21 protein-coding genes are annotated in these 24,089 nt (G+C 58.6%); 6 read left to right on the top strand and 15 right to left on the bottom strand.

Annotated elements, in window-relative coordinates:
- Nucleotides 1–72 precede the first annotated feature (72 nt).
- Nucleotides 73–816: an AraC family transcriptional regulator gene (locus tag EYD00_RS17700; RefSeq protein WP_034497433.1), complete on the bottom strand. Its 744-nt coding sequence runs from the start codon at nt 814–816 to the stop codon at nt 73–75.
- Nucleotides 817–1,124: 308 nt separating this feature from the next.
- Between EYD00_RS17700 and leuA the strand changes: the two genes are divergently transcribed.
- The gene (leuA, locus tag EYD00_RS17695; RefSeq protein WP_034497432.1) at nt 1,125–2,795 is read left to right on the top strand and encodes a 2-isopropylmalate synthase; all 1,671 of its coding nucleotides are present in this window, start codon (nt 1,125–1,127) and stop codon (nt 2,793–2,795) included.
- Between the two features lie 340 nt (nt 2,796–3,135).
- Here the strand turns inward: leuA and EYD00_RS17690 are convergent, their stop codons facing one another.
- From EYD00_RS17690 to EYD00_RS17675, 4 genes are all read right to left on the bottom strand, one after another.
- On the bottom strand, nt 3,136–5,439 hold the full coding sequence (locus tag EYD00_RS17690; protein WP_034497430.1) for a xanthine dehydrogenase family protein molybdopterin-binding subunit: 2,304 nt from the start codon (nt 5,437–5,439) through the stop codon (nt 3,136–3,138).
- Nucleotides 5,436–6,425, bottom strand: a complete 990-nt coding sequence (locus tag EYD00_RS17685; protein WP_034497428.1) for an FAD binding domain-containing protein — start codon at nt 6,423–6,425, stop codon at nt 5,436–5,438. The genes EYD00_RS17690 and EYD00_RS17685 overlap by 4 nt, the downstream gene beginning before the upstream one ends.
- The gene (locus EYD00_RS17680; RefSeq protein WP_045531324.1) at nt 6,422–6,955 is read right to left on the bottom strand and encodes a 2Fe-2S iron-sulfur cluster-binding protein; all 534 of its coding nucleotides are present in this window, start codon (nt 6,953–6,955) and stop codon (nt 6,422–6,424) included. Before EYD00_RS17680 ends, EYD00_RS17685 begins: the two co-directional genes overlap by 4 nt.
- A 118-nt stretch (nt 6,956–7,073) precedes the next feature.
- Nucleotides 7,074–8,063, bottom strand: a complete 990-nt coding sequence (locus EYD00_RS17675; RefSeq protein ID WP_081859456.1) for an XdhC family protein — start codon at nt 8,061–8,063, stop codon at nt 7,074–7,076.
- Nucleotides 8,064–8,291: 228 nt separating this feature from the next.
- Here EYD00_RS17675 and EYD00_RS17670 point away from each other — a divergent pair, with 228 nt between their 5' ends.
- A complete protein-coding gene (locus EYD00_RS17670) occupies nt 8,292–8,873 on the top strand; it encodes a TetR/AcrR family transcriptional regulator (RefSeq protein ID WP_034497665.1) in 582 nt (193 codons plus the stop codon).
- Nucleotides 8,874–8,943: 70 nt separating this feature from the next.
- Here EYD00_RS17670 and ggt read toward each other — a convergent pair whose 3' ends face one another.
- On the bottom strand, nt 8,944–10,701 hold the full coding sequence (gene ggt, locus EYD00_RS17665; RefSeq protein WP_034497425.1) for a gamma-glutamyltransferase: 1,758 nt from the start codon (nt 10,699–10,701) through the stop codon (nt 8,944–8,946).
- Between the two features lie 362 nt (nt 10,702–11,063).
- Nucleotides 11,064–11,987 carry a LysR family transcriptional regulator gene (locus EYD00_RS17660; protein ID WP_034497422.1) on the bottom strand — a complete coding sequence of 308 codons (924 nt, stop codon included), beginning with the start codon at nt 11,985–11,987 and terminating at the stop codon, nt 11,064–11,066.
- A 134-nt stretch (nt 11,988–12,121) separates the two neighbouring features.
- Here EYD00_RS17660 and EYD00_RS17655 point away from each other — a divergent pair, with 134 nt between their 5' ends.
- The 3 genes from EYD00_RS17655 (at nt 12,122) to EYD00_RS17635 (ending at nt 16,150) form a co-directional block, all read left to right on the top strand.
- Nucleotides 12,122–12,895, top strand: a complete 774-nt coding sequence (locus tag EYD00_RS17655; RefSeq protein ID WP_034497420.1) for an SDR family oxidoreductase — start codon at nt 12,122–12,124, stop codon at nt 12,893–12,895.
- Between the two features lie 60 nt (nt 12,896–12,955).
- Nucleotides 12,956–13,225 carry a hypothetical protein gene (locus EYD00_RS17650; protein WP_034497418.1) on the top strand — a complete coding sequence of 90 codons (270 nt, stop codon included), beginning with the start codon at nt 12,956–12,958 and terminating at the stop codon, nt 13,223–13,225.
- Between the two features lie 1,095 nt (nt 13,226–14,320).
- A complete protein-coding gene (locus EYD00_RS17635; protein ID WP_100911240.1) occupies nt 14,321–16,150 on the top strand; it encodes a PAS domain-containing HWE histidine kinase family protein in 1,830 nt (609 codons plus the stop codon).
- 78 nt (nt 16,151–16,228) lie between these two features.
- Here EYD00_RS17635 and EYD00_RS17630 read toward each other — a convergent pair whose 3' ends face one another.
- Entirely contained in the window at nt 16,229–17,311 is a 1,083-nt protein-coding gene (locus EYD00_RS17630) for an ATP synthase subunit B family protein (protein WP_034497412.1), read from the bottom strand.
- A 434-nt stretch (nt 17,312–17,745) separates the two neighbouring features.
- On the opposite strand from EYD00_RS17630, the gene EYD00_RS17625 reads away from it, so the two are divergent.
- Complete coding sequence (locus tag EYD00_RS17625) at nt 17,746–18,162, top strand: hypothetical protein (RefSeq protein WP_034497410.1); 417 nt, start codon at nt 17,746–17,748, stop codon at nt 18,160–18,162.
- A 156-nt stretch (nt 18,163–18,318) separates the two neighbouring features.
- Here EYD00_RS17625 and EYD00_RS17620 read toward each other — a convergent pair whose 3' ends face one another.
- From EYD00_RS17620 to EYD00_RS17590, 7 genes are all read right to left on the bottom strand, one after another.
- Entirely contained in the window at nt 18,319–19,029 is a 711-nt protein-coding gene (locus EYD00_RS17620; protein ID WP_034497408.1) for an anti-sigma factor, read from the bottom strand.
- On the bottom strand, nt 19,026–19,568 hold the full coding sequence (locus EYD00_RS17615; protein WP_034497661.1) for a sigma-70 family RNA polymerase sigma factor: 543 nt from the start codon (nt 19,566–19,568) through the stop codon (nt 19,026–19,028). The genes EYD00_RS17620 and EYD00_RS17615 overlap by 4 nt, the downstream gene beginning before the upstream one ends.
- Before the next feature lie 125 nt (nt 19,569–19,693).
- Nucleotides 19,694–20,125 carry a DUF2177 family protein gene (locus EYD00_RS17610; RefSeq protein WP_004445929.1) on the bottom strand — a complete coding sequence of 144 codons (432 nt, stop codon included), beginning with the start codon at nt 20,123–20,125 and terminating at the stop codon, nt 19,694–19,696.
- Between the two features lie 73 nt (nt 20,126–20,198).
- Complete coding sequence (locus EYD00_RS17605) at nt 20,199–20,576, bottom strand: DUF2147 domain-containing protein (RefSeq protein WP_034497406.1); 378 nt, start codon at nt 20,574–20,576, stop codon at nt 20,199–20,201.
- Nucleotides 20,577–20,603: 27 nt separating this feature from the next.
- A complete protein-coding gene (locus EYD00_RS17600; protein ID WP_034497404.1) occupies nt 20,604–21,836 on the bottom strand; it encodes an SAM-dependent methyltransferase in 1,233 nt (410 codons plus the stop codon).
- Nucleotides 21,823–22,641, bottom strand: a complete 819-nt coding sequence (locus tag EYD00_RS17595; protein WP_034497403.1) for a DUF1365 domain-containing protein — start codon at nt 22,639–22,641, stop codon at nt 21,823–21,825. Before EYD00_RS17595 ends, EYD00_RS17600 begins: the two co-directional genes overlap by 14 nt.
- Nucleotides 22,638–24,011: an NAD(P)/FAD-dependent oxidoreductase gene (locus EYD00_RS17590; RefSeq protein WP_034497400.1), complete on the bottom strand. Its 1,374-nt coding sequence runs from the start codon at nt 24,009–24,011 to the stop codon at nt 22,638–22,640. The genes EYD00_RS17595 and EYD00_RS17590 overlap by 4 nt, the downstream gene beginning before the upstream one ends.
- Between the last annotated feature and the right edge of the window lie 78 nt (nt 24,012–24,089).

Below are 24,089 nucleotides of genomic sequence, written 5' to 3'. Positions count from 1 at the left end.
AGGCTTGATCGTCTGGCATGCAAACGCGCAGTCGATGCGCTAAACGAGGTGATGACCAGAATCCGGGCTGGCTTAAAAATAAGTGCTGGGCGGGCACCCGAGTGATCGGCGAAACACGGCAGAAAAGGCGCTTGGGCTATTGTAGCCACACTCAAGGGCGACATCGAGGACGCTTCTGCCTTCTGCCAGCATCGTCAAGGCATCGAGCATCCGGGCCTGTTGGCGCCATTGCCCGAAACTCATGCCGGTTTCACGCCTGAATGTCCGCATAAAGGTGGCTCTGCTCATGTGAAGCCTGGTCGCTGCATCTTCGATGGAGAGATTTTCCGCCGAATTGGTACGGAACTGCTCGCACATTTGCGCCAAGCCGGAATGCTTCGGTATCGGCAGGTTGAGCGGCTGCGCTGGCTGAAAGGAAAGTTCCATCAGGAGCAGCCTGACGACGGCGTCCGCTTGCTCCCGACTTTGTGGCTTCTCAGCAAGCTCGGCAAGTTTCAGAATCAATTCCCGCAAAAGAGGGGTGATCGTCACCACAAGGCATTCGTCGGGAAGCCCCCCTATTTCGCTCGTGTCAATCAGAAGTGACCGGAACTGCACGCCTGAATGGCTCGACGTTTCGTGCGCCAGCTTGGGCGGTAGCCAGACCGCCCGGCTTGGCGGAACGACCCAAGTGCCCCGATCCGTCCTGATCGATACAACCCCGCTGACGGCATATAGAAGCTGAGCCTCTTCGTGACTGTGCCTCGGCCCCGAAAAGCGGTTTTCGTCGTGGGTGATGACGGCGATCTCGTTGGTAATGTTTATGCCGCTTTTCAAAACTGATCCTTTTGCGACGATCGATGATCACCCGGCGTTAGAATATCAGCTTCGCGCTCACTACGGTAGGCCATCTAACAGCAGAGAGTTTTCGCCAGGTGACCGACCGCAACCGCCTTATTGACTGCATCGAAGAGCCGTATCCTGCGGCGCTCGGCGTGGCCGTTGGACGCGCGGCCCATGCGTTTGCCTGTTTAACGGTTTGCGACGTGTTGCGACTTACCGGCGATCGTCGGGCCTGACGGCTTCCCGGCGATCGTAATGGCCGTGTCGAATCCTTCACAAAACGCATCGCAACGGATCGCGCCATGTTGACCAATCCTGAAATCAAATACCGCCCTTTCGTCTCTCCCATCGAGCTGCAGGACCGCAGGTGGCCGTCCAACCGGCTCATGAAAGCGCCTCGCTGGTTGTCCACCGACCTGCGCGACGGCAATCAAGCGCTTGCCGATCCGATGGATGTGGAACGCAAGCTACGCTTTTACGACATGCTGCTCGCCGTAGGCTTCAAGGAAATTGAGATCGCCTTTCCATCGGCGTCACAGACCGAATTCGACTTTGTCCGTGCGCTGATCGAAGAAGATCGGATTCCCGACGACGTAACGATTCAGGTGCTTACCCAATCCCGTAAAGATCTTATTGTCCGCACCTTCGAAGCGCTCGAGGGCACGCGCCGGGCGATCGTTCACCTCTATAACGCAACGGCTCCGCTGTTCCGCCGTGTGGTCTTCGGGATGGAGCGGCATCAGATCATCGATCTGGCCGTCACCGGCGTCACGGCGATGCTGGAGGAAAGCCTGAAGCGACCCGACACCCACTGGACCTTTCAGTATTCACCCGAAACCTTCTGCTTCACCGAGCCTGATTTTGCGCTTGAGATTTGTGAACGGGTGTTGGACGTTTGGCAGCCGACCTCCGAACGTCCAGCGATCCTCAACCTGCCGGCAACGGTCGAAGTCGCGACACCCAACGTTTATGCAGACCAGATCGAGTGGTTCGGCCGCAACATCTCGCGCCGTGATGCGGTGGTTATCAGCGTGCATCCTCACAATGATAGGGGAACGGCCGTGGCGGCGGCCGAGCAGGCGTTACTTGCCGGGGCCGACCGTGTTGAGGGATGCCTGTTCGGGAATGGCGAGCGGACCGGCAATGTGGACCTGGTGACGCTGGCAATGAATTTCTACACCCAAGGGATCGATCCGAAACTCTATTTTCCCGCGATCCGCGATGTCGTGAATACCGTCGAGCATTGCAACGGACTGCCGGTGCACCCGCGCCATCCCTATGCCGGCGAACTGGTGCACACGGCCTTCTCGGGCTCGCACCAGGACGCGATCCGGAAAGGGTTCACGGCCCACAGAAAACGCAATGACGGTATCTGGGAAATGCCCTATCTGCCAGTTGATCCGGCGGACATAGGCGAGACATACGAGGCAGTCATCCGCGTCAACAGCCAGTCCGGCAAAGGAGGTATTGCCTGGGTGATTGAACAGGACAAGGGTTTGAAACTGCCGCGCTCGCTTCAGATCGATCTCAGCCGCCGTGTGCAGGAGTTCGCTGAGAGCACCGGCAGGGAAATCACGGCCGCTATGATCTGGTCGATCTTCGAAGATGCTTACCATCTAACCGGGCCGCAGCCGTTTGAACTGGTTGATTATCAGGATGAAAGCCGTCGGAGCGCCGGGAAAGAACGCGTGTTTGTCGGGCGCATCCGTCACAGAGGTCGTGTGATTGCGATCACAGGCCGTGGGAATGGCCTGATCTCCAGTGCGGTCTCGGCGCTGGAGGAGGGCTGTGGGGTGACGTTGGAAGTCCTCGACTATCACGAACATTCTCTGAAACGCGGCGCGAATTCCCAAGCGGTCGCCTACCTGGAATGCCGCACTCGTGATGGCGTCACGGTTTTCGGGATCGGCATCGACGATGACATCGCCACGGCTTCGGTCAAGGCCGTCCTCAGCGCAGCCAACAACGGCTAACCTCTCGCTATGACTGCCGCGTGATCCGCGCAGGAACAAACGAATGCCGTAGGTCATGCCCGGAGCGCTAAGGAGGCCGCCAGAGCGGCCAACTCGACGGTATGCAAACCGCAAAAACCATAGGCGAAGGGTAATGCCGGTGGTCTCTGCGCTCTTTGCCGATGGGCAGGGCTTACTGCCCATCCAGGCAGACAGATTTTGTGGACCGTTTACCGACATTGCTGTCGCTTGCAGGCGGGGTCGAGGTCCAAGCTCGACCTCGAATTTTAGCGCTCCGTGTCGGCGGCGAGCGGTTTGGACCGCGGCGGAAATGCTGAGGGCGTTGATGTTGTCGAACGCGTCAGTCGAGACCGGCCATCAGCTTGTCCAGGGTGACGGGCAGATCGCGAACACGAATACCCGTTGCGTTATAGACTGCGTTTGCAACGGCTGCGCCAACCCCTGTTATACCGATTTCACCGATGCCACGTGCGCCCATCGGCGCCTGCGGGTCGGGCTTGTTGGTGTAGAGGATTTCAATAGGCGGTACGTCCATTTGCACCGGCACATGATAATCCGCCAGGGAGGCGTTCACGATGCGTCCAGTCCGCTCATCGAAATAGGTTTCTTCGGTCAGGGCAAGCCCGATGCCCATTATGATGCCGCCTTTGAACTGGCTGGTCGCCATTTTGGGATTGAGGATCTGCCCGGCGTCGAAGGAACCCAGGAAGCGGGAGACGCGCGTCTCGCCGGTGAGTGCGCTGACGCGCACCTCGCAGAACTGCGCACCATAGGAATGCATTGAAAAAGCTTCCATTTCGGCTGGCGCTGGTGCCTCTGCCTCGCAGACGAGCTCTTCTCGACCCGCCCTCTGGAGGATCGATTGGTAGCTCTCAAACCGGCTGCTATCGCTCACATGCGATAGCCCACCATCTCTCGCCTCGACTTCAGAAAGCGACAGCCCCGCAAGGGGCGAGTCATTCCCGGCAAGCTTGATCAGCTCTTCCATGAAGACCTCGGTTGCGGCAATGATCGCCCCGCCTATGGAGGCGGTCTGAGTGGAGCCTCCGGCGATCACGCCTCTCGGCAGTCTGCTGTCGCCATACTCGAACGTGACATGCTCGAGCGGCAGGCCCAGTCGTGCCGCTAGGTGCTGCACCTGAGCCGTGGCGGTGCCCATACCCATGTCATGGACGGCCGTCGACACGGTAACATGGCCGTCTGCTGTCAGCTTGATCCGGGCCGCGCCGCCGGGAAAGCGATGGTAAGGATAGGTCGCGGTGGCGCATCCCATGCCGATAAGCCATTCGCCTTCACGTCTTTGACGTGGTGTCCGGCTCCTTTTATCCCAGCCGAATTGCTCTGCGCCCTTGTCGTAAGCTTCGATGAGAAAGCGCGACGAGAACGGCTTGCCGGTCGTCGGGTCCTTTTCCGGCTCGATCCGCCGGCGCAGCTCGATGGGATCCAGTTCCAATTTCTCCGCGAGTTCATCCAGTGCACATTCAAGTGCGAAAGTCCCGACGGACTCGCCCGGCGCACGCATGAAAGTATTTGCCAGCATGTCCAGATCGGCGACATCTTGACCGATGCGGAACGTTCTGGCGCCATAGAGATGGCGGGCCGGAAAGGTGAATTGTTCCGGACAGGAATTGTGCGTCGTCATCGCCGCGGTTCCGGTGTGGATCAACGCATTAAGTGTTCCATCGGTCCTGGCACCCAAGGCCACACGCTGTTCGGTTACGGTGCGACCGCCTATGATCCTGAAGACACCTTCCCGCGACAGCATGATGCGCACGGGGCGCCCCGCAAGTTTGGCTGCCGCGCAAGCCAGGATCTGATGATCCCAGAAACATTTCCCACCGAAGCCACCGCCGACATAGGGCGAGGTTACATGGACCTTGCTGATATCTAGCCCGAATATATCCGCGAGCTGGCCTGTGGTAAGGTCTAGCAGCTGGCTCGCATCATGAACGCGCAGCTCATCATCGTTCCAGACGATCGTTGCTGCATGCAGTTCTATGGCATTGTGATTGTGGCGTGGTGTTCTGTAGATGAGATCGACCTTCACCTGCGAACTTGCAAGCGCGGCTTCCGCGTCGCCGATTTCAACAAATGGAGGCTGACCAAGCAGGTTTTCGAGCTGCCTGGGCGATTTCTTGGCTTCATCGAAGGACGTGACCGCCGGCAGCAGTTCATACTTTGCCGTGACCAACGATGCAGCGTAATCCGCCTGTTCCTGCGTTTCGGCCAGAACCAGAGCGATCGGCTGACCGTTCCAGTGGATTTCGTCGTTTTGCATTACGGGAAGATTGCTCGCCCCGGCAGCTGTCGGAGACGACATCATCAGCGACGGCGCCTTCATCCTCGGTGCGTTTCTGTAGGTCATGACGAGAATGACGCCGGGCGCGGCCTCCGCTGCACTCACATTCAGCTCGGAGATGCGTCCGCGGGCAACGGTGCTGAAAGCGAGCGCCGCATAGCTGATGTTGTCATAGGGAAACTCCGCCGCAAATCGCGTCCTGCCCTGAACCTTCATGGGACCTTCGATGCGCGATATGGATTGCCCGAGGGCGCCATGTTTGCGCAGCAGCGGATCTTTCGTAACGGCAGGTTGCCAGCGACCTTGTCTGCCCGCTTCCGGCAGCGTGTGGGTATCAGCGCTCATGCGTTTTCTCCCTTCAGTTCTTCCAGAACGGCGACAATAGTGCGTTTTGCCAGTTCGATCTTGAAAGCATTGTCTCGCAGACCGACAGCGTCCGCGAGTTCGGCCTCCGCCGCAGCGCGGAAAGTCTTCGCGTTTGCCGGCTGACCTTTAAGATGCGATTCAGCAGTGAGAGCGCGCCACGGCTTGTGCGCGACGCCGCCGAGCGCCAGCCTCACGTCGTTCACGTTACCTGCGCTATCGACATCAAGCGCCGCGGCGACGGAAACGAGAGCGAAGGCGTAACTCGCACGGTCCCTGACCTTTCGGTAAGCGGATCTTTTTGCAAAAGGCAGCGCTGGGATTTCGACGGCCGTGATGAGCTCGTCCGGATGAAGTGCCGTTTCTATCTGGGGTGTGTCGCCCGGCAGACGGTGAAGATCGCGCAGCGGCAGGCTGCGCGTGCCGGATGGCCCCTCAAGGTGCACCATTGCATCCAGTGCGACGAGCGCAACGCACATGTCGGAAGGATGGGTCGCGATGCAGCTTTGAGATGCCCCAAGGATTGCGTGGTAGCGGTTGAAACCTTCCAGCGCGTCGCAGCCCGAACTCGGTTCACGCTTGTTGCAATGGGCGGCATTGTCATAGAAATACCGACACCGGGTGCGTTGGAGGATATTGCCTCCGACCGTCGCGACGTTTCGAATCTGCGCGCTTGCTCCTGCCAGGATGGCCCGGGAGAGAACCGGGAATTGGGTCCGCACCGCGCCATGGGCCGCGAGCGCCGTGTTCTTCACCCCCGCTCCGATCAGCAGGCTGCCATCGGTGCGCTGTTCGATGCTGCTCGATAGCCGCGTGACATCGATCAGCGTTTCCGGTCTTTCGACCGTCTCGCGCATGAGATCGACAAGATTGGTGCCGCCGCCCAGATATTTCGCCGCCGGCCCGGCCTGTTTGAGTGCGATCGCCGACCCAGCATCAGATGCCTGGTGATAGGAGAAGATATTCATGCCCGTGCCCTCTCATCGGTTTGGACCGCCGTCTGCTGCACCAGCGTTTCAGATATGGCTTCAACGATGCCGTTATAGGCTCCACAGCGACAGAGATTGCCGCTCATGCGTTCGCGAATCTCGGTGTCGTCGACGGCGATGCTGTCGCTCGAAAGATCGGCGGTGACGACGCTCGGAATATTTCGTTCAATTTCTGCCGCCATGCCGACGGCGGAACAGAGTTGGCCGGGTGTGCAATAGCCGCATTGAAAGCCGTCATGCTCTATGAAGGCTTTTTGCAGGGGATGAAGGTTGCCGTTTGCGGCGAGGCCCTCGACAGTCGTGATGTTACGCCCCTGATACTGGACCGCGAGCGCGAGACAGGAGTTGATGCGCTCGCCATCCACCAGAATGGTGCATGCGCCGCATGCGCCTTGATCACACCCTTTCTTGGTGCCGGTAAATCCCAGATAGTTGCGCATGAGATCAAGCAGCGAAGTGCGGATGTCTGCCTCGACCTCCACTGCCGTTCCGTTGATGTTAAATCGCATTGGACATCTCCCTCGTCTGAAGGCCCGCGCTGGAGGATCTGTCGCGGCACCCATGGAACTCACGGTAATGGTTTGCCTGTGACCAGCCGTCGGCTTGTTGATGCGACGGTCTTCTGCTCTAGCTGTTTGTTACGTTGAGCTGTCGCGACGCTGCGATGTCGGCGATGACCGACAGCGCCAGTGACTGAGCGTCTCTTGCCCGCCCGAAAACGCCGATCGGAGCCTTGATCCGGGCGATTGACTCATCCGAATGACCCCTCTGGCGCAATCGCTCGACGCGTTTCTCATGAGTGCGGGAGCTACCGAGTGCGCCAATGTAAAAAGGGGATGCGCGCAGAGCGGCCTCAAGTAACGGGATTTCCCGATCCAGGTCATGCTGGAGAACTGCAACGGCCGTGTCGGGATCAATCAACGATGCATCGATTTTGGTTCCCGGCGAATCCTCAAGGAGAACAACGTCGTATCCTGCAGCTCTCGCGACGCTGACGGCGTTTTCCACTTCGAGCGAGCGCCCGGAAAAAACCGTCCGTACTTTTGGCCGATAGTGGGTGACAAAGACATCGCCATCCCAGCCGGTCGGCTTGCTCTGGAGACCGGGCGAAAGTTGCTCGAGACCCGGTGCATAACAAAGCGATGCGCATTGCCGGTGATCGACCTGCATGTTGGTGGAACAGAGCGGTTCAACGTTCCTGACAAGATGAATCGCAACCGTAATACCGCCTCCGCAGGGCAGCACGATATCGAAGAACGGCGAGCCTTCGCCCAGCATGACGAAGCGATCATGGCCGCTCTTCATCGCTTGCAAGGCTTCGGCTGCGATAGCCGCTTCCGTGCATCCGCCAGAAACATATCCGCAGTACCTGCCATCCTCCGCTACCGCCATATGCGCGCCAAGCGGCCGGGACGAGCCTCCGCGTATTTCCACCAAGGTGCACAGCGCCACCTCAAGCCCTGCCTTCATGGTCTCGATGGCAAAGTCCAGGACGTCGTAGGCCCTGTCAGTGGAAAAAGCTTGCTGAGGTGTTGCCAAGATTGAGGCATCGGCACTGCGACGCAACCAATCTGCGGGATTATCGTTATGTCTGATGCTATCGGCCGATCGTGTCATAAGTGCCTCCTGCATTGTGACATCAGAATGAGCGACAGAAGGTTAAGTTCCTCAGGAACTCTGGAGTTGTCGGGAGCTCATCAGCGCCAATCGTTGATTTCGGCATGACATCCGCCTCATATCTGATTTAAAGAAGCGAATGGCGCACCCATAAACGGAGGCGCCTCCGTTTAACTTAGTGGCTTGCAGTCGTCCGTCAAGCTATTTTTTAATGGAGCGGCCTTTCACGTGCCCAAGGAGCAGACGAGTCCGGTTGAACCGGCCCCTTTGCGTGCAGACGCCCGGCGAAATCGGGAAAAGCTGATTGAAGTCGCGGCGCTGGCATTTTCAGAGCAGGGCGCGGCGGCTTCGCTGGAAGATATTGCCAGGAGTGCAGGCGTTGGCATAGGGACACTGTACCGGCACTTCCCGACGCGCGAACATCTGGTGGAGAGCGTCTATCGGCGCGAGCTGGAAATTCTTGCGACGGCCGCGCGCGACCTGATCCGGGAAGAAGAGCCCGCGAAAGCCGTTGAAGAATGGATGAACCGGTTTGTTAGCTACATGGCGGCAAAAAGGGGCATGGCCAACAGTCTGAAACTCCTGTTCACCTCCAACTCCGCCCTTTTTGCGGAGGGCTCGAAGCTGTTGCATACGGCGTTCGAGGAGCTACTCGACAATGCCGTCAAGGCTGACGCCGTAAAGGGAGACATCGCAGGTGCGGATGTCCTGAACGCGCTCTTCGGCATCTATTCCATACCGGAAGGGCCGGATTGGCGTGACCGCGCGCACAGGATCGTCCGGCTGGTCATGGATGGGCTGCGGCGTTAGTCTGGTATCCAGATCATACAGGCGGATAGACACCCTCCACGCTGTTCTGGTGCTCGTGGCCGTGACGCATTCACTCTCCGACAACGGCTCCCTCGCGCCGGGGATCGGCGCTGCCGGCCAACCCGTTTGCGGTCATCTCAATGGCATGCAAACCGGAATTCATTTCACCCGGTTTTACCTCGTAACCCAGCGCCTTGAGCGATCCCACCAGATCTTCTGCGCTGGTGCCGGCCTCGACATCGTATGTGCCGAACCGGTTGATGAGATGTGGCTGGGCGACGATCGCCTCAACGGGCATGCCCCAGTCAATGTAGGCGATCAGCGCCTGTGCCACATAGCCGATGATCTGGCTGCCGCCGGGTGAACCAATGGCGAGCAGGGGTCTTCCATCCTTCATCACGATAGTCGGGGCCATCGACGAGCGCGGCCGTTTACCGGGCTCAACGCGGTTGGCGACCGGCAGGCCGCCGTCGTGAGTCTTGAACGAGAAGTCTGTCAACTCGTTATTGAGCAGGAAACCATTCGTCATCAGACGCGAGCCGAAGCCGTTTTCGATTGTCGTCGTCATAGAGACCACATTGCCGTCCTTGTCGGCAATGACAAAATGGCTCGTGGAGGGCAACTCGAGCGCCGCATCCCGGCCCAAAAGGAGCGCGTGGTCCCATTCAGGTTCGCCGGCCTTGACGGCATCCTTGGCCAACGCCTTGTCGCCATCGAGCAGCTTTGCCCTTTCGCTTAGGTAGCTCTTGTCCAGCAGGCCCTTGATCGGCAGGGGGACGAAATCGGCGTCAGCGACATAACGCTCGCGGTCGGCAAAGGCGAGGCGTTGCGCATCGCCGATAATGCGCCAGCTTTCGACATTCTTCGGCCCTAGGCTCTTCAGGTCGAAATTCTCCGACAGGCCGAGTATTTGACCGACGGCGACGGCACCCGAAGACGGCGGTCCCATCCCGCACACATCAAGAGCGCGATAATTGAAGCAGACCGGTGCGCGCTCGATCACACGATAGTTGGACAGGTCGGTCAGCGACAAGACGCCCGGATTGTCGGCGGCTTCGCGCACGGTCTTGACAATCGCTTCGGCGATTGTCCCCTTGTAAAAAGCGTCGGCACCGCCTTTGGCAAGCACGGCAAGCGTTTCCGCATAGGCCGGATTCTTCAACACGGCACCGGTTTGCAGGGCGGCCCCTGAGGCGTCGAAGAAATATGACCGGGCTTCTGTATATTTCTTCAGCCGGTCGCCCTCCGAAGCGATGAGGGAGGCAAGACGCGGTGATACTTTGAACCCCTCGGTCGCCAGCTTTTCGGCGGGCTTCAGAAGGCTCGCCCATTCCGCTTTTCCATAGCGTTTATGGGCTTCCTCCAGAAGTCGCACCGTCCCCGGCGTGCCAACGGAACGGCCGCCAATGACTGCGTCCAAGAATTTAAGCGGCTGACCTTTATCATCCAGGAAGAGCTTAGGCGTAGCTTCCCGTGGCGCCGTCTCACGGCCGTCCAACGTCGTCAACTTGCCGCTTTTTGCATGGTAATAAACCAGGAAGGCACCGCCGCCGAGACCGGAACTCTGCGGTTCGACAAGGCCCAGCACGGTCTGCACCGCCACCATCGCATCTATGGCGTTTCCGCCCGCTGCGATCACCTCGCGTCCCGCCTCAGCCGCGAGGGGATTGGCCGCGGCGACCATGAAGCTCTTTGACTCGACACGTCTGGCAGTTGCAGCTCCCGTCGCTTTTTCGGGCGCGACAGTGTCAGAGGCCTGCTGAGCGGAGGCAATTGCGGTGGAGAGCACCAAAGCGAGGACAGTCCCACCGAGAAATCTCGTTTTCATTCGCCTTGTCCTCCAGCGCGGCGCACCGCGTTAACATGAGAAGAGCATCCAGCTGAGCCGGCAGGCCAGTGAATCCCATAATGGCCGAGGCAGGGATGGTTGCCCGAACTTTCTCTTCGCTCTCGGAAGAGCCGGCCTCTGCCCGTGACGCCATTCAGTGACGGACCGTAGCGTCGCTCTATTGCTGCACTATGATGACTGTTTCGGCCTGTGTCCATCATGCCGGAAGGTGACACATGCGTTGAGGGCGCGTCATGGAGCCTCCGCCGCCAGCACTGTCGCGGTGGTGATTTGCCTGGGCGTCAGTTGTCTTGCGTGATCGGTCCGCTGGCGGACAATCTCATTTTTATCTCGGTGCCAGGTCAATCCTCAAGAAGAATGGCGTCGCTCAGGAGCTCCCGTTTAAGCAATGCCTCCAACCAGTCTATGAAGACCTGCAAACGATGGGAGAGGTGCTGCCTGTGTGGATAGAGCAACGCCATGGGCAGGGATTGGGCCCTGTAATCCGGCATCACCTCGATCAGGGCGCCGTTTTGCAAGTGATCTCGGACGTCGTAGGCGGGTATCTGAATAAGACCCATTCCTGCCAGACAACATGCAATATAGGCCTCTGCACTGTTGGCCGTCACGCGGGCGCGCATAGACATCGAGCGAACGGTGTCGTTTTCCAGCCATTCCCAGCTTTCAATTCTCCCCGTGGAAGGAGATGCGTAGTTAATAGCCCAATGTTGCGACAGATCGTCCGGGGCGAAAGGTGTGCCATGCGCGGCAAAATATGCTGGGCTGCCGACGTTGATGAGTGGCAGCCTGCCTATCTGTCGCGCGATCAAACCGGAGTCGGTCAAGGCACCGACCCGCAAAACACAATCCACACTCTCTTCAATGAGATTGACTGCGCGGTCGGTAACCCCCAGCTCGATATCGATCAAAGGGAATCGATGAAGGAAATCCGGCAAGGCCGGCGCGATTATCAACCGGCCGATCCGGCCCGGAACGTCGATCCTCAGCCTGCCCGATGGCCGTGAGATGGTTTGTCGGAAGATGTTCTCGGTGTCCTCGACATCCGAGACAATGCGCTGGCACCTCTCGTAAAAAGCCAACCCATCCTGCGTCGCTGAAACCTTGCGGGTGGTCCGGTGAAGCAGGCGGGCGCCGACCCGCGCCTCCAGTTCCAGAACGGCAGCCGAAACCGTAGACCGTGGCAGGCCGAGTGTGTCTGCTGCACGTGTAAAGCTTGAGCACTCCACAACGCGGGTGAACACACGAAAGAGGTCGACGCGATCCACAAGAGCCTCAGATTGTGCGGGGTTTCAAACAAGTGAAACCAGAATGGATGACTTTATCACGAAAATCCAGACGATACTCTGGCTGGCGACGGCGGGCGCAGATGCGGCTGCCCATCTGCAAAAGGAGGCCATCCATGACCGATCACAGTATCAAGGGTAAAACCGTCATCATCGCCGGGGGCGCCAAGAATTTGGGCGGGCTGATAGCACGCGATCTCGCCTCACACAGCGCAAAAGCAATCGCGATCCATTATAACAGCGCTGCCACCAAAGGGGAGGCGGATGCAACAGTGACCGCAGTCAAGGCGGCCGGTGCCGAGGCAGTGGCATTGCAAGCCGACCTGACAACGGCGGGCGCCGTCGAAAAGCTGTTCGCCGAGGCTGTGGCTGCCATCGGCCGGCCTGACATTGCAATCAACACGGTGGGTAAGGTCCTTAAGAAGCCAATCCTGGAGATATCTGAAGCCGAATATGATGAGATGAGTGCCGTCAACGCGAAAACCGCATTCTTCTTCATCAAGGAAGCCGGCAGGCACCTTAATGACAACGGCAAGCTGGTAACGCTGGTGACCTCATTGCTCGGCGCTTTCACACCTTTCTATGCGAGCTATGCCGGCACCAAGGCGCCGGTCGAGCATTTCACCCGCGCAGCCTCGAAGGAGTTCGGTGAGCGCGGCATCTCGGTCACGGCGATCGGGCCCGGCCCGATGGACACCCCGTTTTTCTATCCCGCCGAAGGCGCGGATGCCGTCGCCTACCATAAGACCGCGGCGGCGCTCTCCGGTTTCTCCAAGACGGGACTTACCGACATCGAGGACATCGTCCCCTACATCCGTTTTATGGTCTCGGATGGTTGGTGGATGACGGGCCAAACCATTCTCGTCAACGGCGGCTATACGACCAAGTAACGACTGGTGGAACGGGCTTCAGCGCCCGTTCTCGCCTGCGAGGCATGAAAGGTTGGCATCATGCATATGATGTTGGTGATTCTGGGCGGCATTGCCCTGTTCGGTGTATTCTGCCTGTTCGGTTGGCTGTGGGGCGAGGATTCGGCAAGTGTGGCTGTCGCCGCGAAAGCTTTCATTCCCCTCTGGCTTGCGATGGCGCTGGTTAACATGTGGGTGGGCGTGACCAAAGCGGGTTACACGGTGATGCAGGAACTGCCCATCTTCTTGATTGTCGCCGCAATACCGGCTGCAATAGCTGCGATCGCTGTATGGCAAATCGCAAGGGCCTGATACGTAGCGGCACGTGGCTGCCGGTTCGGCGCACGATTCCTTGTCTTGCGTATGGTTGGCGCGGGCGACAACAACGCCATTCCATTCGGTCGGCGGAACCTGATCGATAGCTGCAAGCGGCATCCAGGCAGCAGTCCAAAGGTGAGGATCGGGAGAAACTGATACTGGATTGGGCCGTCTGTCATTTACCGTTGACTGCGCAACGTGCGCAGAAACCAGCGTGCACGTTCAACGGTCACCTGTGCGGGGTTCACGGTAAAATTTGCTGTCTCTCGAAAGCCGAAAGTCTTGCATATTCATCCGCCAGAAAGTCCAGAAGCGCGCGTACGGATGGCAGCAGCCCGCGCCGTGAAGGGAAGGCGGCATGGATCATGCCGCTTCGTAGCGCCCACAGGCGCGGCGCGATGATAAATCTGCCGAGAGTGCCGAAGCAAGATTCAACAGCAACTTCCAATGACTGCAAAGATAAATGATGCGATAATTCTTCTTGGGCGCCTTTCGATCAGCGCGCTCTTCCTGCAGGCCGGTGTCGGCAAGCTCTTCGAAATTTCCGGCTTTGCGGTTTCTTTTGCCGCAAAGGGCGTGGAAGAGCGCGCTCTGCCCAGCAGGGGCAATTCTTCAAGAATCTGGCGATCGTTGGGGCCCTGTTTTTGTATTTCGTGACGGGGCCCGGCAGGTATCGTCCGCGGTTCGGGGCGAAGTAGCCAATCCTAATACGGTTTGGCAGCACTCCGGTGCCGCACGGAGGTTTATTTAAAAGGCAGCGCGGTTATCGCTGACGTGATGTGTATCGTTCTTAAGCCGGGCCAAATAGCTTGCAAGCAGTTTCATCTCGTTCCTTCATGCGTGTATTCATGCAGGGCAGCGAGACGGTCCAGTGACACACCGAAAAGGACTCTGGACTGCAGGAGGCTGGCGGAGGTGATCGGGGGTGGGCCGCTCGGATTGAGATATATGGGGCTTTGATTGAGATACGATCGGCCATGATGACTTTCGGCTGATATCGACGGTCAGACACAGGAAACATGCCGCAACCGTGACAGACACTTTGCTCGCACCCGAAAGTTCTATAGGCTAACTTCTATAAATCCTCAGGTGGAGATCGTCGTCCTGGACAAGGTTAACACGCTCGCAGTTCCCGTATCCAGCCTCCTCGACACAGTGGACTGGACATCAGGGCCACTTGGTCCGAAATCGGAATGGCCTGCCTGTCTGCATGCCGCCATCGGCATCATGCTTCCCTCACAGGCGCAGATCGTGATGTTCTGGGGACCGGAGTTTGTCGCGTTCTACAACGACGCCTACGCGCCAACCATAGGCAATAAGCACCCACACGCATTCGGCAGACCCGCCCGAGAATACTGGAACGAACTCTGGGATGACCTCGAGCCGCTGCTGCAGCGCGTCCTCGCGAAGGGAGAAACGGTCGCCGCAAAAGACAGGCCATTTTATATCGAAAGACACGGTTACCCCGAAACGGTGTACTTCGACATTTCGTATTCTCCGGTCGCGGATCAGGATGGCACCGTGCGTGGTGTGTTCTGCATCGTCAACGAAACGACCGAGCGGGTGAAGGCGGATGCGGCTTTGCGAGAGAGCGAGGAGCGTCTAAGGGCCATCTTCGCGCAGTCAGCCGCTGGCATAGCCCTCGGCGATCTGACCGGAAAACTCCTCAGCGTGAACGATCATTTCTGTCGGATCGTCGGTCGGCCGAGGGACGAGCTGATCGGCATCCGCATGCAGGAGATTACGTTTGCCGACGATCTTCCCGAAAACCAGCGCCTGTTCCAGCACATGGTTCAGACCGGTGAAAGCTTCGAGATAGAAAAGCGCTACGTCCGTGGTGACGGAAGTCTGGTGTGGGTCGCGAACTCGGTCTCCGCAATCCGCGATGACGGGGGAAACATGTCGCAAGCTGTCGCCATTTCGGTCGATATCGGCGAGAGACGACACGCGCAGGAGATCGAGAAACACCTCGCGTCGATGATCGCCTCTTCCAATGACGCGATTATGGGCATCGATCTCGATATGAAGATCACCAGCTGGAACGCAGCTGCGGAAAAGCTCTATGGTTATTCGCAGGATGAAGTCGTCGGCCGGTCGGTGCTGATGTTGGTGCCGGATGGGAGGCAGGAAGAGGAGCCGAGGATCCTCACGGAGGTCAGGGCAGGCCGTTTCGTTGAACCCTACGAGACGCAGCGTCGTCGAAAAGACGGGCGGCTTGTCGAGGTGCTTCTCAGCGTGTCGCCGATCCGCGACGCCAACGGACGTGTTATAGGCGCCTCCAAGACGGCGCACGACATCACCGCCCGCAAGGATGCAGAGCGGCTGAAATCCATTCTCGTCAATGAACTCCATCATCGCGTCAAGAACGTCCTTGCGACTGTGACGGCAATTGCGAGACAAACGCTTGGTCGCGACAAGGCAAACCACGAGGAGGTGGAAGCCTTCACCAGCAGATTGGCGTCGCTGAGCAGAGCGCAGGACCTGCTGGTGCACGCCGATTGGCAGCACGCAGATCTCAAGGCCGTCATGCAGCAGGCCTTGTCACCTTATCCCGTCGACGCCTTTCAGATTGGCGGGCCTAGCGTTCCCTTGCCGCCGAGAGCGGTCGTGTCTCTTTCCCTTGCTCTCCACGAACTGGCGACCAACGCGGCAAAATACGGTGCGCTGTCCGCGCCTGGCGGCCAGGTATCCATCTCGTGGCAGTTCGAGCCTCTTGCAGACAACCGCCTCCGGATTGTGTGGGAGGAGCGAGGGGGGCCGGAGGTTGCTCCGCCCCGGCGCAGGGGTTTCGGTTCGACCCTCATCGAGCGGCTTCTGTCCGCCGAATTGAAAGGCGAGACGAAATTCGTCTATGAGAAGAGCGGTGTGATCTGCGTCATTGAGGCGGAAATGTCGAAGGATGATGATGGCGCGGCGTAATGAGGCCGAAGAGCGCGGATTGGCTTATGGTCGGGGCCCCGCCCGAGACGGGCGGGACTCCTTTGCAGATATGAAGGGCTATCTCCTGTAGGCGAGGCCGCCCCAGATTCGTCCTTCATCCCTATGTCGTCCACCGTGAACAGCGCCGATGTAAGCCGCTGCAGAGGACACGATTGCTGAAGCCGCCAATAAAAACGCGGTCAGAATGCCGGTGATTCGTGCTTTCTCCGCGACGTCAGCCGCCTGCCTCTTGGCATCCTCCAGCGCTTTCTCTGCCTGCGCCTTCATTTCGTCGACGCGCTTTTGTGCCTCATCGACTTTTTGCTGCGCTTCCGTCCGTACGGCCTGCACCCGCTCCACCGTCTGATTGACCCTGTTCTGGGCATCGGTCTGGCTGATGCCGGTACGCGTAGCAATCTGTGTCGTGAGCCAGTTTCTGTCAGCGTCGGAAATTTCGCCTGTCGACAGCAGATTTCCCAGGATGCCGCTTATTTGCCGCTGGTAGTCACCGACGGTTTGATCGGCCTGCGGCGACGCTGCCTGTCCATCCGTTCGCAACAGCGTATCAGTAAAATAATCGAGCGGATTGGCCCTGAGGCCCTGCGGAAGCATCTGCTCGATGCTGGGCGCTGCTGCCTGCCCGGCCCCTTGCGCGATACCGCCAGCGGCACTGCCGGCTCCTGAAACGATTCCCCCGGCGACCTGTCCGACGCCTTGCGCCGCTCCACCAACCGCCGTTCCGGTTGCCTCAATTGCTGTCTGGGCGGCGCTTCCAACAGCTCTTGCACCACCTGAAATAACGCCCAGGGCCAGGAATGACGAGACGACCGTTCCAATCCCCCAAACCACCAGCCCATTCAGGCCGTCACGAACGGTCAATTCGTTTCGGTCCGCCTGCCCTGCGGGTCTGCGCATCCGGCCGGTGATGTAACCGCCCAGCATGTAAGAGCCGACCATGGAAATGACTACGAAGAGGCCGGTTATGATCAGCCAGACTGAACTGATCTCACCGCCATTGTCCGCCGAGATTGAACTCAGTCCCAATCCGCTGGCAAACGCGGTGAGAACCGCCATGGCCCCGGAGGCAATAAACGCTCCGGCAAAAATGGCAGGCCAGTCGACGTAGCTCCGATTGGCGTCAGTAACGATTGGATCAACCATTAGCGTAACCCCAACAGTGAGAGAATGAACAGGACGACCACGACCAGCCCGACTAGGTAAATGATAGAGTTCACGGTATCTCCTCCGAAAGGGGGCAGATTCTCCGCATGGCGGATGACTGCATGCTGTGGGAAATGCGAGCTTCATTGCTCGTGAACCAAACTCGTCGCGCTCAAAAAAGTTTCACCCCCCGATCGCCGTCGCTGGCAAATCCGGATTCAAGACCGATTCCCTGTCTGCGATGTGTCTTATCTCGCGTCGCCGGCCTCTAAAGAACCTTCGACAGTTAGACCCATTGACGGCGACGTCTGACGAGGCGCGGTCCCGGTGTTGTGCGATAGCTGAAGCAAGTGTTCGCAAGACCCACCGGCCAGGGCTTTACGCGACGCAAAGCAATCATTCTTGCTGGAACATCCGAGAGAGGCGCGGGTTAGATGCTGATCAAGGAGGCTTCGATGAACCAAAATACCGTTCAACAACATGGCAGTTCTGTTCCCGCGCCATCAGAGGGCGACGGACAGCCGAACAACGCGGGTGTCCAGCCGCAAATCTCCGACGCTCCCCTCGTTGACGCGGCGCTTGCAGAGGTAGCGGAGCGCGATGACAGCCTTGCAGCGCAATTGAGCGATGAGATGAACGCACTGCGCGCCGAGATCGACAGTTTGAAAGTCCGTGCTGGCGAAACCGCTTCACGGGCTTTGGTGTCTGTAAATGCGGTTGCCCGGATCAATCGCCGCGCCGCACGTAGCGCTATCGGCAGAAGTCCTTGGGCTTCACTTTGCCTGGCCGCGGGTGTGGGTTACGTGTTGGGCTGCAGCACGTTGCGAAAAGACGGATGGCGGTGGCGGTAAAATTGAGAACGGCCGCAGCAGCGCGGCGTTTCGCTTCAGATACGGCGGATCACCCTTGCCAGTCCTGGGTTCTGCGCCATGCTGGACACGGAATTGCGTCTTTCTTTTCCGGCGGCAGCGTGACAATACCACGGCTGCAGACGGCCCAGTGGGGCATCAACCCCACCGGGCGGTGCCGACAGCAATGACCGGACCGGTTGCCTGACCAGTCGGTGAACCACCGAATGGTTCGACACTGATCGCGAAAGTCGTACCTTCCTTTATATTGCCACGCATGTCGGCGGGAATGACGAGGTCGCCATTCGTGCCGGGCTGGAAAACGCCGAGCGAGCGGGTCTTGCCGCCGTCCATGACGAGCCATAGTTCCAGTGACTTTTCGTCCGTCTTTCCGGTCGCCACGGGAACGATACGCATTCGGCCCGATTCCGCGTCGTAGGACGCGAGGAGATTGACCTGGCTGTCGGTTGTCGCAAGCTCGGCCACAAGCGGGCTTGTGCCGTCCCGTTGTTCCGGGAACGCGGCATAAACGACGGCAGCCACGGCGGTTGCGCTGGTGGCCACAGATATCCAGCGCCAGAAAGATGCGGAGTTCCACAAGGTGCCATTCGTGTTGACCGCTCTGCTGCCGAATAGACGCTCTTGAATACGGGCAAGAATAGCGGCGCTGGGCGTCTCTTCCTGGTAATCGGCGTTAAAGTCCGAAAACTCGGTCTCCCAGCGCTGCACCAGTTGCGCGAAGACCCCGTCCTCCTGGATACGCTGTTCCACTTCGCGGCGCTTTTCAAGCGGCAGGACACCGAGCACATATTCGCCTGCGAGTATTTCATCGCGCGAGTGCATTCCGCCGCTGTGGTCGCCCGTCGTCATCGCTGCATGCACTCTCTGAGTTTGAGAAGACTGCGCCGCAGCCAGGTTCTAACCGTATTCAGTGGCACGCGTAATTCGTCGGCGAGTTCGAGATAGCTCAGACCCTCGACATAGGCCCGGCGTATTGCCTGTGCGTGCACAGTTTCAAGTTCCCGCATGCAGTCGTCGATCCTGCGGCCTTCATCCGCCAGAACAACATGCTGTTCAGGATCGCGAACGCTTTCGTCGACGAGGTCATATACCTCGTCAATGTCATCGCCAGCAGGTCTGCGGGCGCGAATCGTATCTATGGCGTGGTTGCGCGCGATGGTGGCGAGCCATGTCGCCGGTTTGCCGGCACTAGCGGCAAATGTGCGGGCGCGCTGCCACACCTTGATATAAATTTCCTGCAGCGCCTCCTCGGCGTCCGTTCTGTCCCGCAGGATTTTCAGGCAGATCGCAAAAAGCTTCGGGCTTGTTGCCTGGTAAAGCGAGACGAATGCTGAACGATCACCCATGCCGACGCGGTGGATAAGGCTTGCGATCTCTGTGCCCTGCATTCGAACCTTCCTTGCTATTCTTCCTTTATAAGATCGTCTTTCGAAGGAAGACAAGAGATGCTTGGAAAGTTCGTTCCGGACACGCCCTGTGATCATCGGGCGCAGGCTGCAGGAGGCGACGGTCATCATGGCCAGCCTGCCGAGTTTTCCAACGGGCCAATGATGCGTACCGTGACAAGAAAGCCGATGACGGCCGCTGCCGCGGAGACGAAGGTGCCCCACAGCAGATCGGCAACTGTCAGGGTCGTCGACCAGCTTTTCAGCGTCGCCTGATTGGTCAGATCATATGTGGCATAAGCCATGAAGCCCACGGCAGCGCCGTAAAGCAGCGCCGTGCTCCATTGTCCCGAAATAAGTGCCGGACGCACGGCGAGAAAAGTAAGGCCGGCGGCGTAGATGAGATAAAAGATGATCGCCGGAGCGAGACGGAAATTTTCCGCCAGAAGATCGCCGATGGCCGGTCGATAAAGTCGTGACGCCATGGTGCTCAACCAGATGAAATCGATCACCAGAAAGGCAACCAGGGTGAAGAAATAGGCGGCAAGATATGTCTTCATCGATTTTTTCCTTTGCCATTGATCAGGCGACTTTTTGGTCTGGTTGACGAGAGAGGGAGGATCTGGGACGTGGCTAGTCGATCCTGGTCCAGCTTATGCCCTTGCACAGCAGACCGGCGATGATGCAGCCTTTCGTAGTCATGTTGTTGCCTGCCACCGTCACCGTTATCTTGTAGGATTTATCCCGCTGCGGGTCGAAGGCCGTGCCGGTGTAATTGCCCGTCTCGCCCGGCCTTATGTCCATGATCAGGCGGTCGCCGGTCTTTTCTTTCTGGGTGCCGGGTTTGATCCATGTGTTTGTCGCACATATTTTCTCGCCGCAGGGTGCGATCAGCACTTTCGCCTTGCCGTCGCCCCGCGCCCAGTTGCCGTTGATATCGGCTGCGGTCGCACTCGCTCCCACCAGCATCGGAGAGAGGGCGGATGCAATTGCCAATCCAAGGATCTTCATCGTGGTTCTCCGTTTTTTAGTCCCGCCTCATCCGTGTTCTATTGTGTACAGCCCGACGTTAATGGTTCCCTCGGCAAAACCTGCTTCGCAATAGCAGAGGTAATACTCCCACATCCGCCGAAAGCGCTCGTCGAAGCCGAGTAGGGAAATAGTCTGCCACCGAGCATGGAAACGCTGGCGCCATTCCGCCAGTGTGAGCGCATAGGACTGGCCGAAAAGCTCCTTTTCCGTGAGTTTGAGGCCGGCTTGCCCCACGGCTTTTTCCAGAGCTGAATCGGAGGGCAGGAAGCCGCCAGGAAACACGTATTTCTGAATGAAATCGGCCTTGCGCCGATACGTATCGAAGCGGTTTTCTTCAATGGATATGATTTGCAGCACCGCCCGACCGCCGGGTTTCAGGCAGCGCTTCAGCGTCCCGAAATAGCTTGGCCAATAGGCTTCACCGACGGCTTCAAACATTTCCACGGAGACGATGTTGTCGAATTGACCTTTGACGTCGCGGTAGTCCTGCAGCTTCAGTTTGATCCGGTCAGCCTTGTCTGCTTTTTCCGCAGCATTTTCCGCCCAGCGCAACTGGGAGGGCGACAGGGTGATGCCGGTCACGTTGGCATTGTGCTGCGTGGCGAGGTGAATGGCGAGCGCGCCCCAGCCGCAGCCGATTTCCAGCACATCCTTGTTGCCGGTCAACTGCAACTTTTCCGCAATACGCTCGAGTTTCTTCTGCTGCGCTGCCTCGAGGGTTGGTGTCATCAGGTCGAAAATCGCCGATGAGTAAAGCATCGAGGGATCGAGCCATTGCCGGTAAAACTCGTTGCCGAGATCGTAATGCGCCTCGATGTTGCGGCGGCTGCCACGTCTGGTATTGGCGTTCAGTCCGTGCGCAAGCCGGTTGATGAGGCGCATGGGCAGGCTGCCGCGCATTGATTTCGTAAAAGCATCACGATTTTGCGCGGCGAAACGGATAAGCGCGGTCAGGTCCGGTGTGGACCAGTCGTTCTCAATGAAGCCTTCCGCAAAGCCAATATCACCATTGACGAACAGACGGCGGATTGCCCGCCAATTATGCAGAACGAGAATGGCGTCGATGCCTTCCGATGTCCCCGATTTTTCGATGGTTCCGCCGCCGGGGAGGGTGATGCGAAGCCGGCCGCGGTGAATATTGTTCAGCAGCCGGGTGATGAGCCAAGTGCCGAGGCCCATACGGCCGCTGACGCGGGTGTTCTGCACCGGTAATTCCGAGAGATTGTCAAACGGGGTCATGAATTCTGGCCTCGATTTGCGACGATGAAGGGTGAACGAAGGATATTGGCTGTGCGGGTGGCGGCGGGCGCTTTCTCAGCGCCACCCCCTTCAGCCAGATTTTCAGCGCTTCCCAGTGAATGCCGAGAACGACTTTCAGGGTCAGGAAAGGAATGGTGACAAAGGCTCTCAGCAAGGCTCGATCGGTCAGTTCGACCCTTCGGGCAAGATGCCGGGCGGTCAGGACGGCGCCATCATCGTCGAATGTTTCAATGACGATCTTCAGCCTCTCCCCAGGCGGGATGACGCGGAAAACATAGTGAAGGTTCATGTCCATGAAGGGCGAGACATAAAAAGCCTTGTCACAGCGCTGTACGATCTCCGCGCCCATGCCGGCCTCTACGGGGATCAGATAGGAATGCCGTTGGCCGAAAGTGTTGTCCACTTCCCAGAGGATGGCTTTGAGTTCCATGTCGCGGCCATGGCAGAAGAACACGCTGAGCGGATTAAAGGACCAGCCAAGCAAACGCGGCATGGTAAGCAGGCGCACCGGCCCTCCATCCGCTGTCATGCCCGCCGCCGTCATTGCCGCATCTATCTGCTGGCGTAGCCTGAGCCCGCTGCCGTTGCCTCGGTCCTTGCGATGAAATGAAAACAGGTTGAACCGGTCCACCGAGAAAAACCGCAATTTCCGGTCCAGCGTCTCCAACTCATCGAGATCGAGAAACAGCGAATAGATCCGATAGTCCAGTTTGTGGGTTTTCGGCTTGAACCGGGCGTGGGTAACATGGCCCGGGAAAAGCGCAGAGACGAGGGGAGGCTTCATGCCGTCGCCTCCATGGATCGCGTGTCCCTGGCGATCGTCTCCAAATCAAGGCGGATGATCCGGCCGCTGTCGTCCGCCACCTTCCATGGGCGGGACAGGCCACCGAGATCTTCAGCGACGGCAAGCCCGGCCTGGAGGCCGTCTTCATGAAAACCGGAACCGAAATAGGCGCCGCAGAACCAGGTGTTTCGCAAGCCCTGCAAGGCCCATAGTTCCTGGCGCATCTGTTCGGTTCCGGCGTCAAAGACGGGGTGGTGATAGGTTTCCTCGGCGATGATCTTTCCTTGATGCGGTTCCCGCGCCGGGTTCAAGGTCACGAAAATATCCTCGGCTTCGCCGAGCGGCTGGAGCCGGTTCATCCAGTATGTGATGCTGGGCTGGCCCGCTTCGGTGCGCGTGTCGGCCACATAATTCCAGCTTGACCAAGCCGCGCGGCGGCGCGGCATGAAGGTGTTGTCAGTGTGAAGCACGGCCCGGTTTCGCGTATAACCAAAGGCACCGAGAATGCGCTTTTCGACACGTGTCGCATCGGCCAGCAAGTCCAGGGCCTGATCCGCATGCGTCGCGATGACCACGTCATCGAAGCCGGCAATCTCACCCTGCGCAGTTGTAATTTCGACGCCGTGCGGCAGGCGGCGAATACGCGTCACTGGCGTTGACAGGCGAATTCTGTCTGCAAACGGTGCCGTGAGGCGTTTTACATATTCGCGCGAACCACCAACGACGGTGCGCCAGACCGGCCGGTTGCGCAGCAACAGCAAACCGTGATTGCGGCAGAACTTGATGAAATGCGCCGCCGGATAACGGCCTACTTCCATGGCCGGTGTGGACCATATCGCCGCAGCCATCGGGTAGAGATGATCGTCGCGGAACGCTGCGCCGTAGCGATTACGCGTCAGATAATCGTCGAGGGACATGTCAGCCATCGAGTGCAGGTCACGCGGGGCGTTGCGATAAAATCGCAGGAGGTCCGCAAGCATCGACCAGAAGCGGGGTTTTAGAGCATTTCTCTTCTGTGCGAGCAGGCCAAACCCGTTTCCGCCGGAATATTCAAAGCCGCCATTATCAAGGGAAACAGCGAACGACATGTTCGAGGCTGCGGTCGGCACGTTCAGCTTTCGAAAAAGCGCGGTCAGATTGGGGTATGTCCAGTCGTTATAGACAATGAAACCCGTATCGACATGGATCGGGCCATTCTTCGTATCGAATGTCACCGTGTTGCTGTGGCCTCCGACGCGGTCTGCCGCCTCGAAGACCGTGACATCGTGCCTTTGCGACAAGAGCCAGGCTGCTGACAGACCGGAAATTCCCGTTCCCACTATTGCGATGCGGCGCCGGTTGTCTCGTCGCATTGTTTCGGTGTCGGTCATCGATCCTCGCTATCGCATTGTAGAAATTGTCTTTGGACAGCGCAGATACGAAGCGGCCGTCTGATAAGTTTCAGCGGC

Source organism: Agrobacterium sp. 33MFTa1.1 (assembly GCF_004328495.1).
Classification (GTDB): Bacteria; Pseudomonadota; Alphaproteobacteria; order Rhizobiales; family Rhizobiaceae; genus Agrobacterium; species Agrobacterium pusense.
This window is presented reverse-complemented; position numbering and strand designations above follow the sequence as displayed.

What these genes read in the sequence shown, in the direction of transcription:
- leuA (WP_034497432.1), top strand. Translation starts at nt 1,125, where the DNA reads ATGTTGACCAATCCTGAAATCAAATACCGCCCTTTCGTCTCTCCCATC.
- EYD00_RS17690 (WP_034497430.1), bottom strand. Translation starts at nt 5,439, where the DNA reads ATGAGCGCTGATACCCACACGCTGCCGGAAGCGGGCAGACAAGGTCGC.
- EYD00_RS17685 (WP_034497428.1), bottom strand. Translation starts at nt 6,425, where the DNA reads ATGAATATCTTCTCCTATCACCAGGCATCTGATGCTGGGTCGGCGATC.
- EYD00_RS17680 (WP_045531324.1), bottom strand. Translation starts at nt 6,955, where the DNA reads ATGCGATTTAACATCAACGGAACGGCAGTGGAGGTCGAGGCAGACATC.
- EYD00_RS17675 (WP_081859456.1), bottom strand. Translation starts at nt 8,063, where the DNA reads ATGACACGATCGGCCGATAGCATCAGACATAACGATAATCCCGCAGAT.
- ggt (WP_034497425.1), bottom strand. Translation starts at nt 10,701, where the DNA reads ATGAAAACGAGATTTCTCGGTGGGACTGTCCTCGCTTTGGTGCTCTCC.
- EYD00_RS17655 (WP_034497420.1), top strand. Translation starts at nt 12,122, where the DNA reads ATGACCGATCACAGTATCAAGGGTAAAACCGTCATCATCGCCGGGGGC.
- EYD00_RS17650 (WP_034497418.1), top strand. Translation starts at nt 12,956, where the DNA reads ATGCATATGATGTTGGTGATTCTGGGCGGCATTGCCCTGTTCGGTGTA.
- EYD00_RS17630 (WP_034497412.1), bottom strand. Translation starts at nt 17,311, where the DNA reads ATGGTTGATCCAATCGTTACTGACGCCAATCGGAGCTACGTCGACTGG.
- EYD00_RS17625 (WP_034497410.1), top strand. Translation starts at nt 17,746, where the DNA reads ATGCTGATCAAGGAGGCTTCGATGAACCAAAATACCGTTCAACAACAT.
- EYD00_RS17620 (WP_034497408.1), bottom strand. Translation starts at nt 19,029, where the DNA reads ATGACGACGGGCGACCACAGCGGCGGAATGCACTCGCGCGATGAAATA.
- EYD00_RS17615 (WP_034497661.1), bottom strand. Translation starts at nt 19,568, where the DNA reads ATGCAGGGCACAGAGATCGCAAGCCTTATCCACCGCGTCGGCATGGGT.
- EYD00_RS17610 (WP_004445929.1), bottom strand. Translation starts at nt 20,125, where the DNA reads ATGAAGACATATCTTGCCGCCTATTTCTTCACCCTGGTTGCCTTTCTG.
- EYD00_RS17605 (WP_034497406.1), bottom strand. Translation starts at nt 20,576, where the DNA reads ATGAAGATCCTTGGATTGGCAATTGCATCCGCCCTCTCTCCGATGCTG.
- EYD00_RS17600 (WP_034497404.1), bottom strand. Translation starts at nt 21,836, where the DNA reads ATGACCCCGTTTGACAATCTCTCGGAATTACCGGTGCAGAACACCCGC.
- EYD00_RS17595 (WP_034497403.1), bottom strand. Translation starts at nt 22,641, where the DNA reads ATGAAGCCTCCCCTCGTCTCTGCGCTTTTCCCGGGCCATGTTACCCAC.
- EYD00_RS17590 (WP_034497400.1), bottom strand. Translation starts at nt 24,011, where the DNA reads ATGACCGACACCGAAACAATGCGACGAGACAACCGGCGCCGCATCGCA.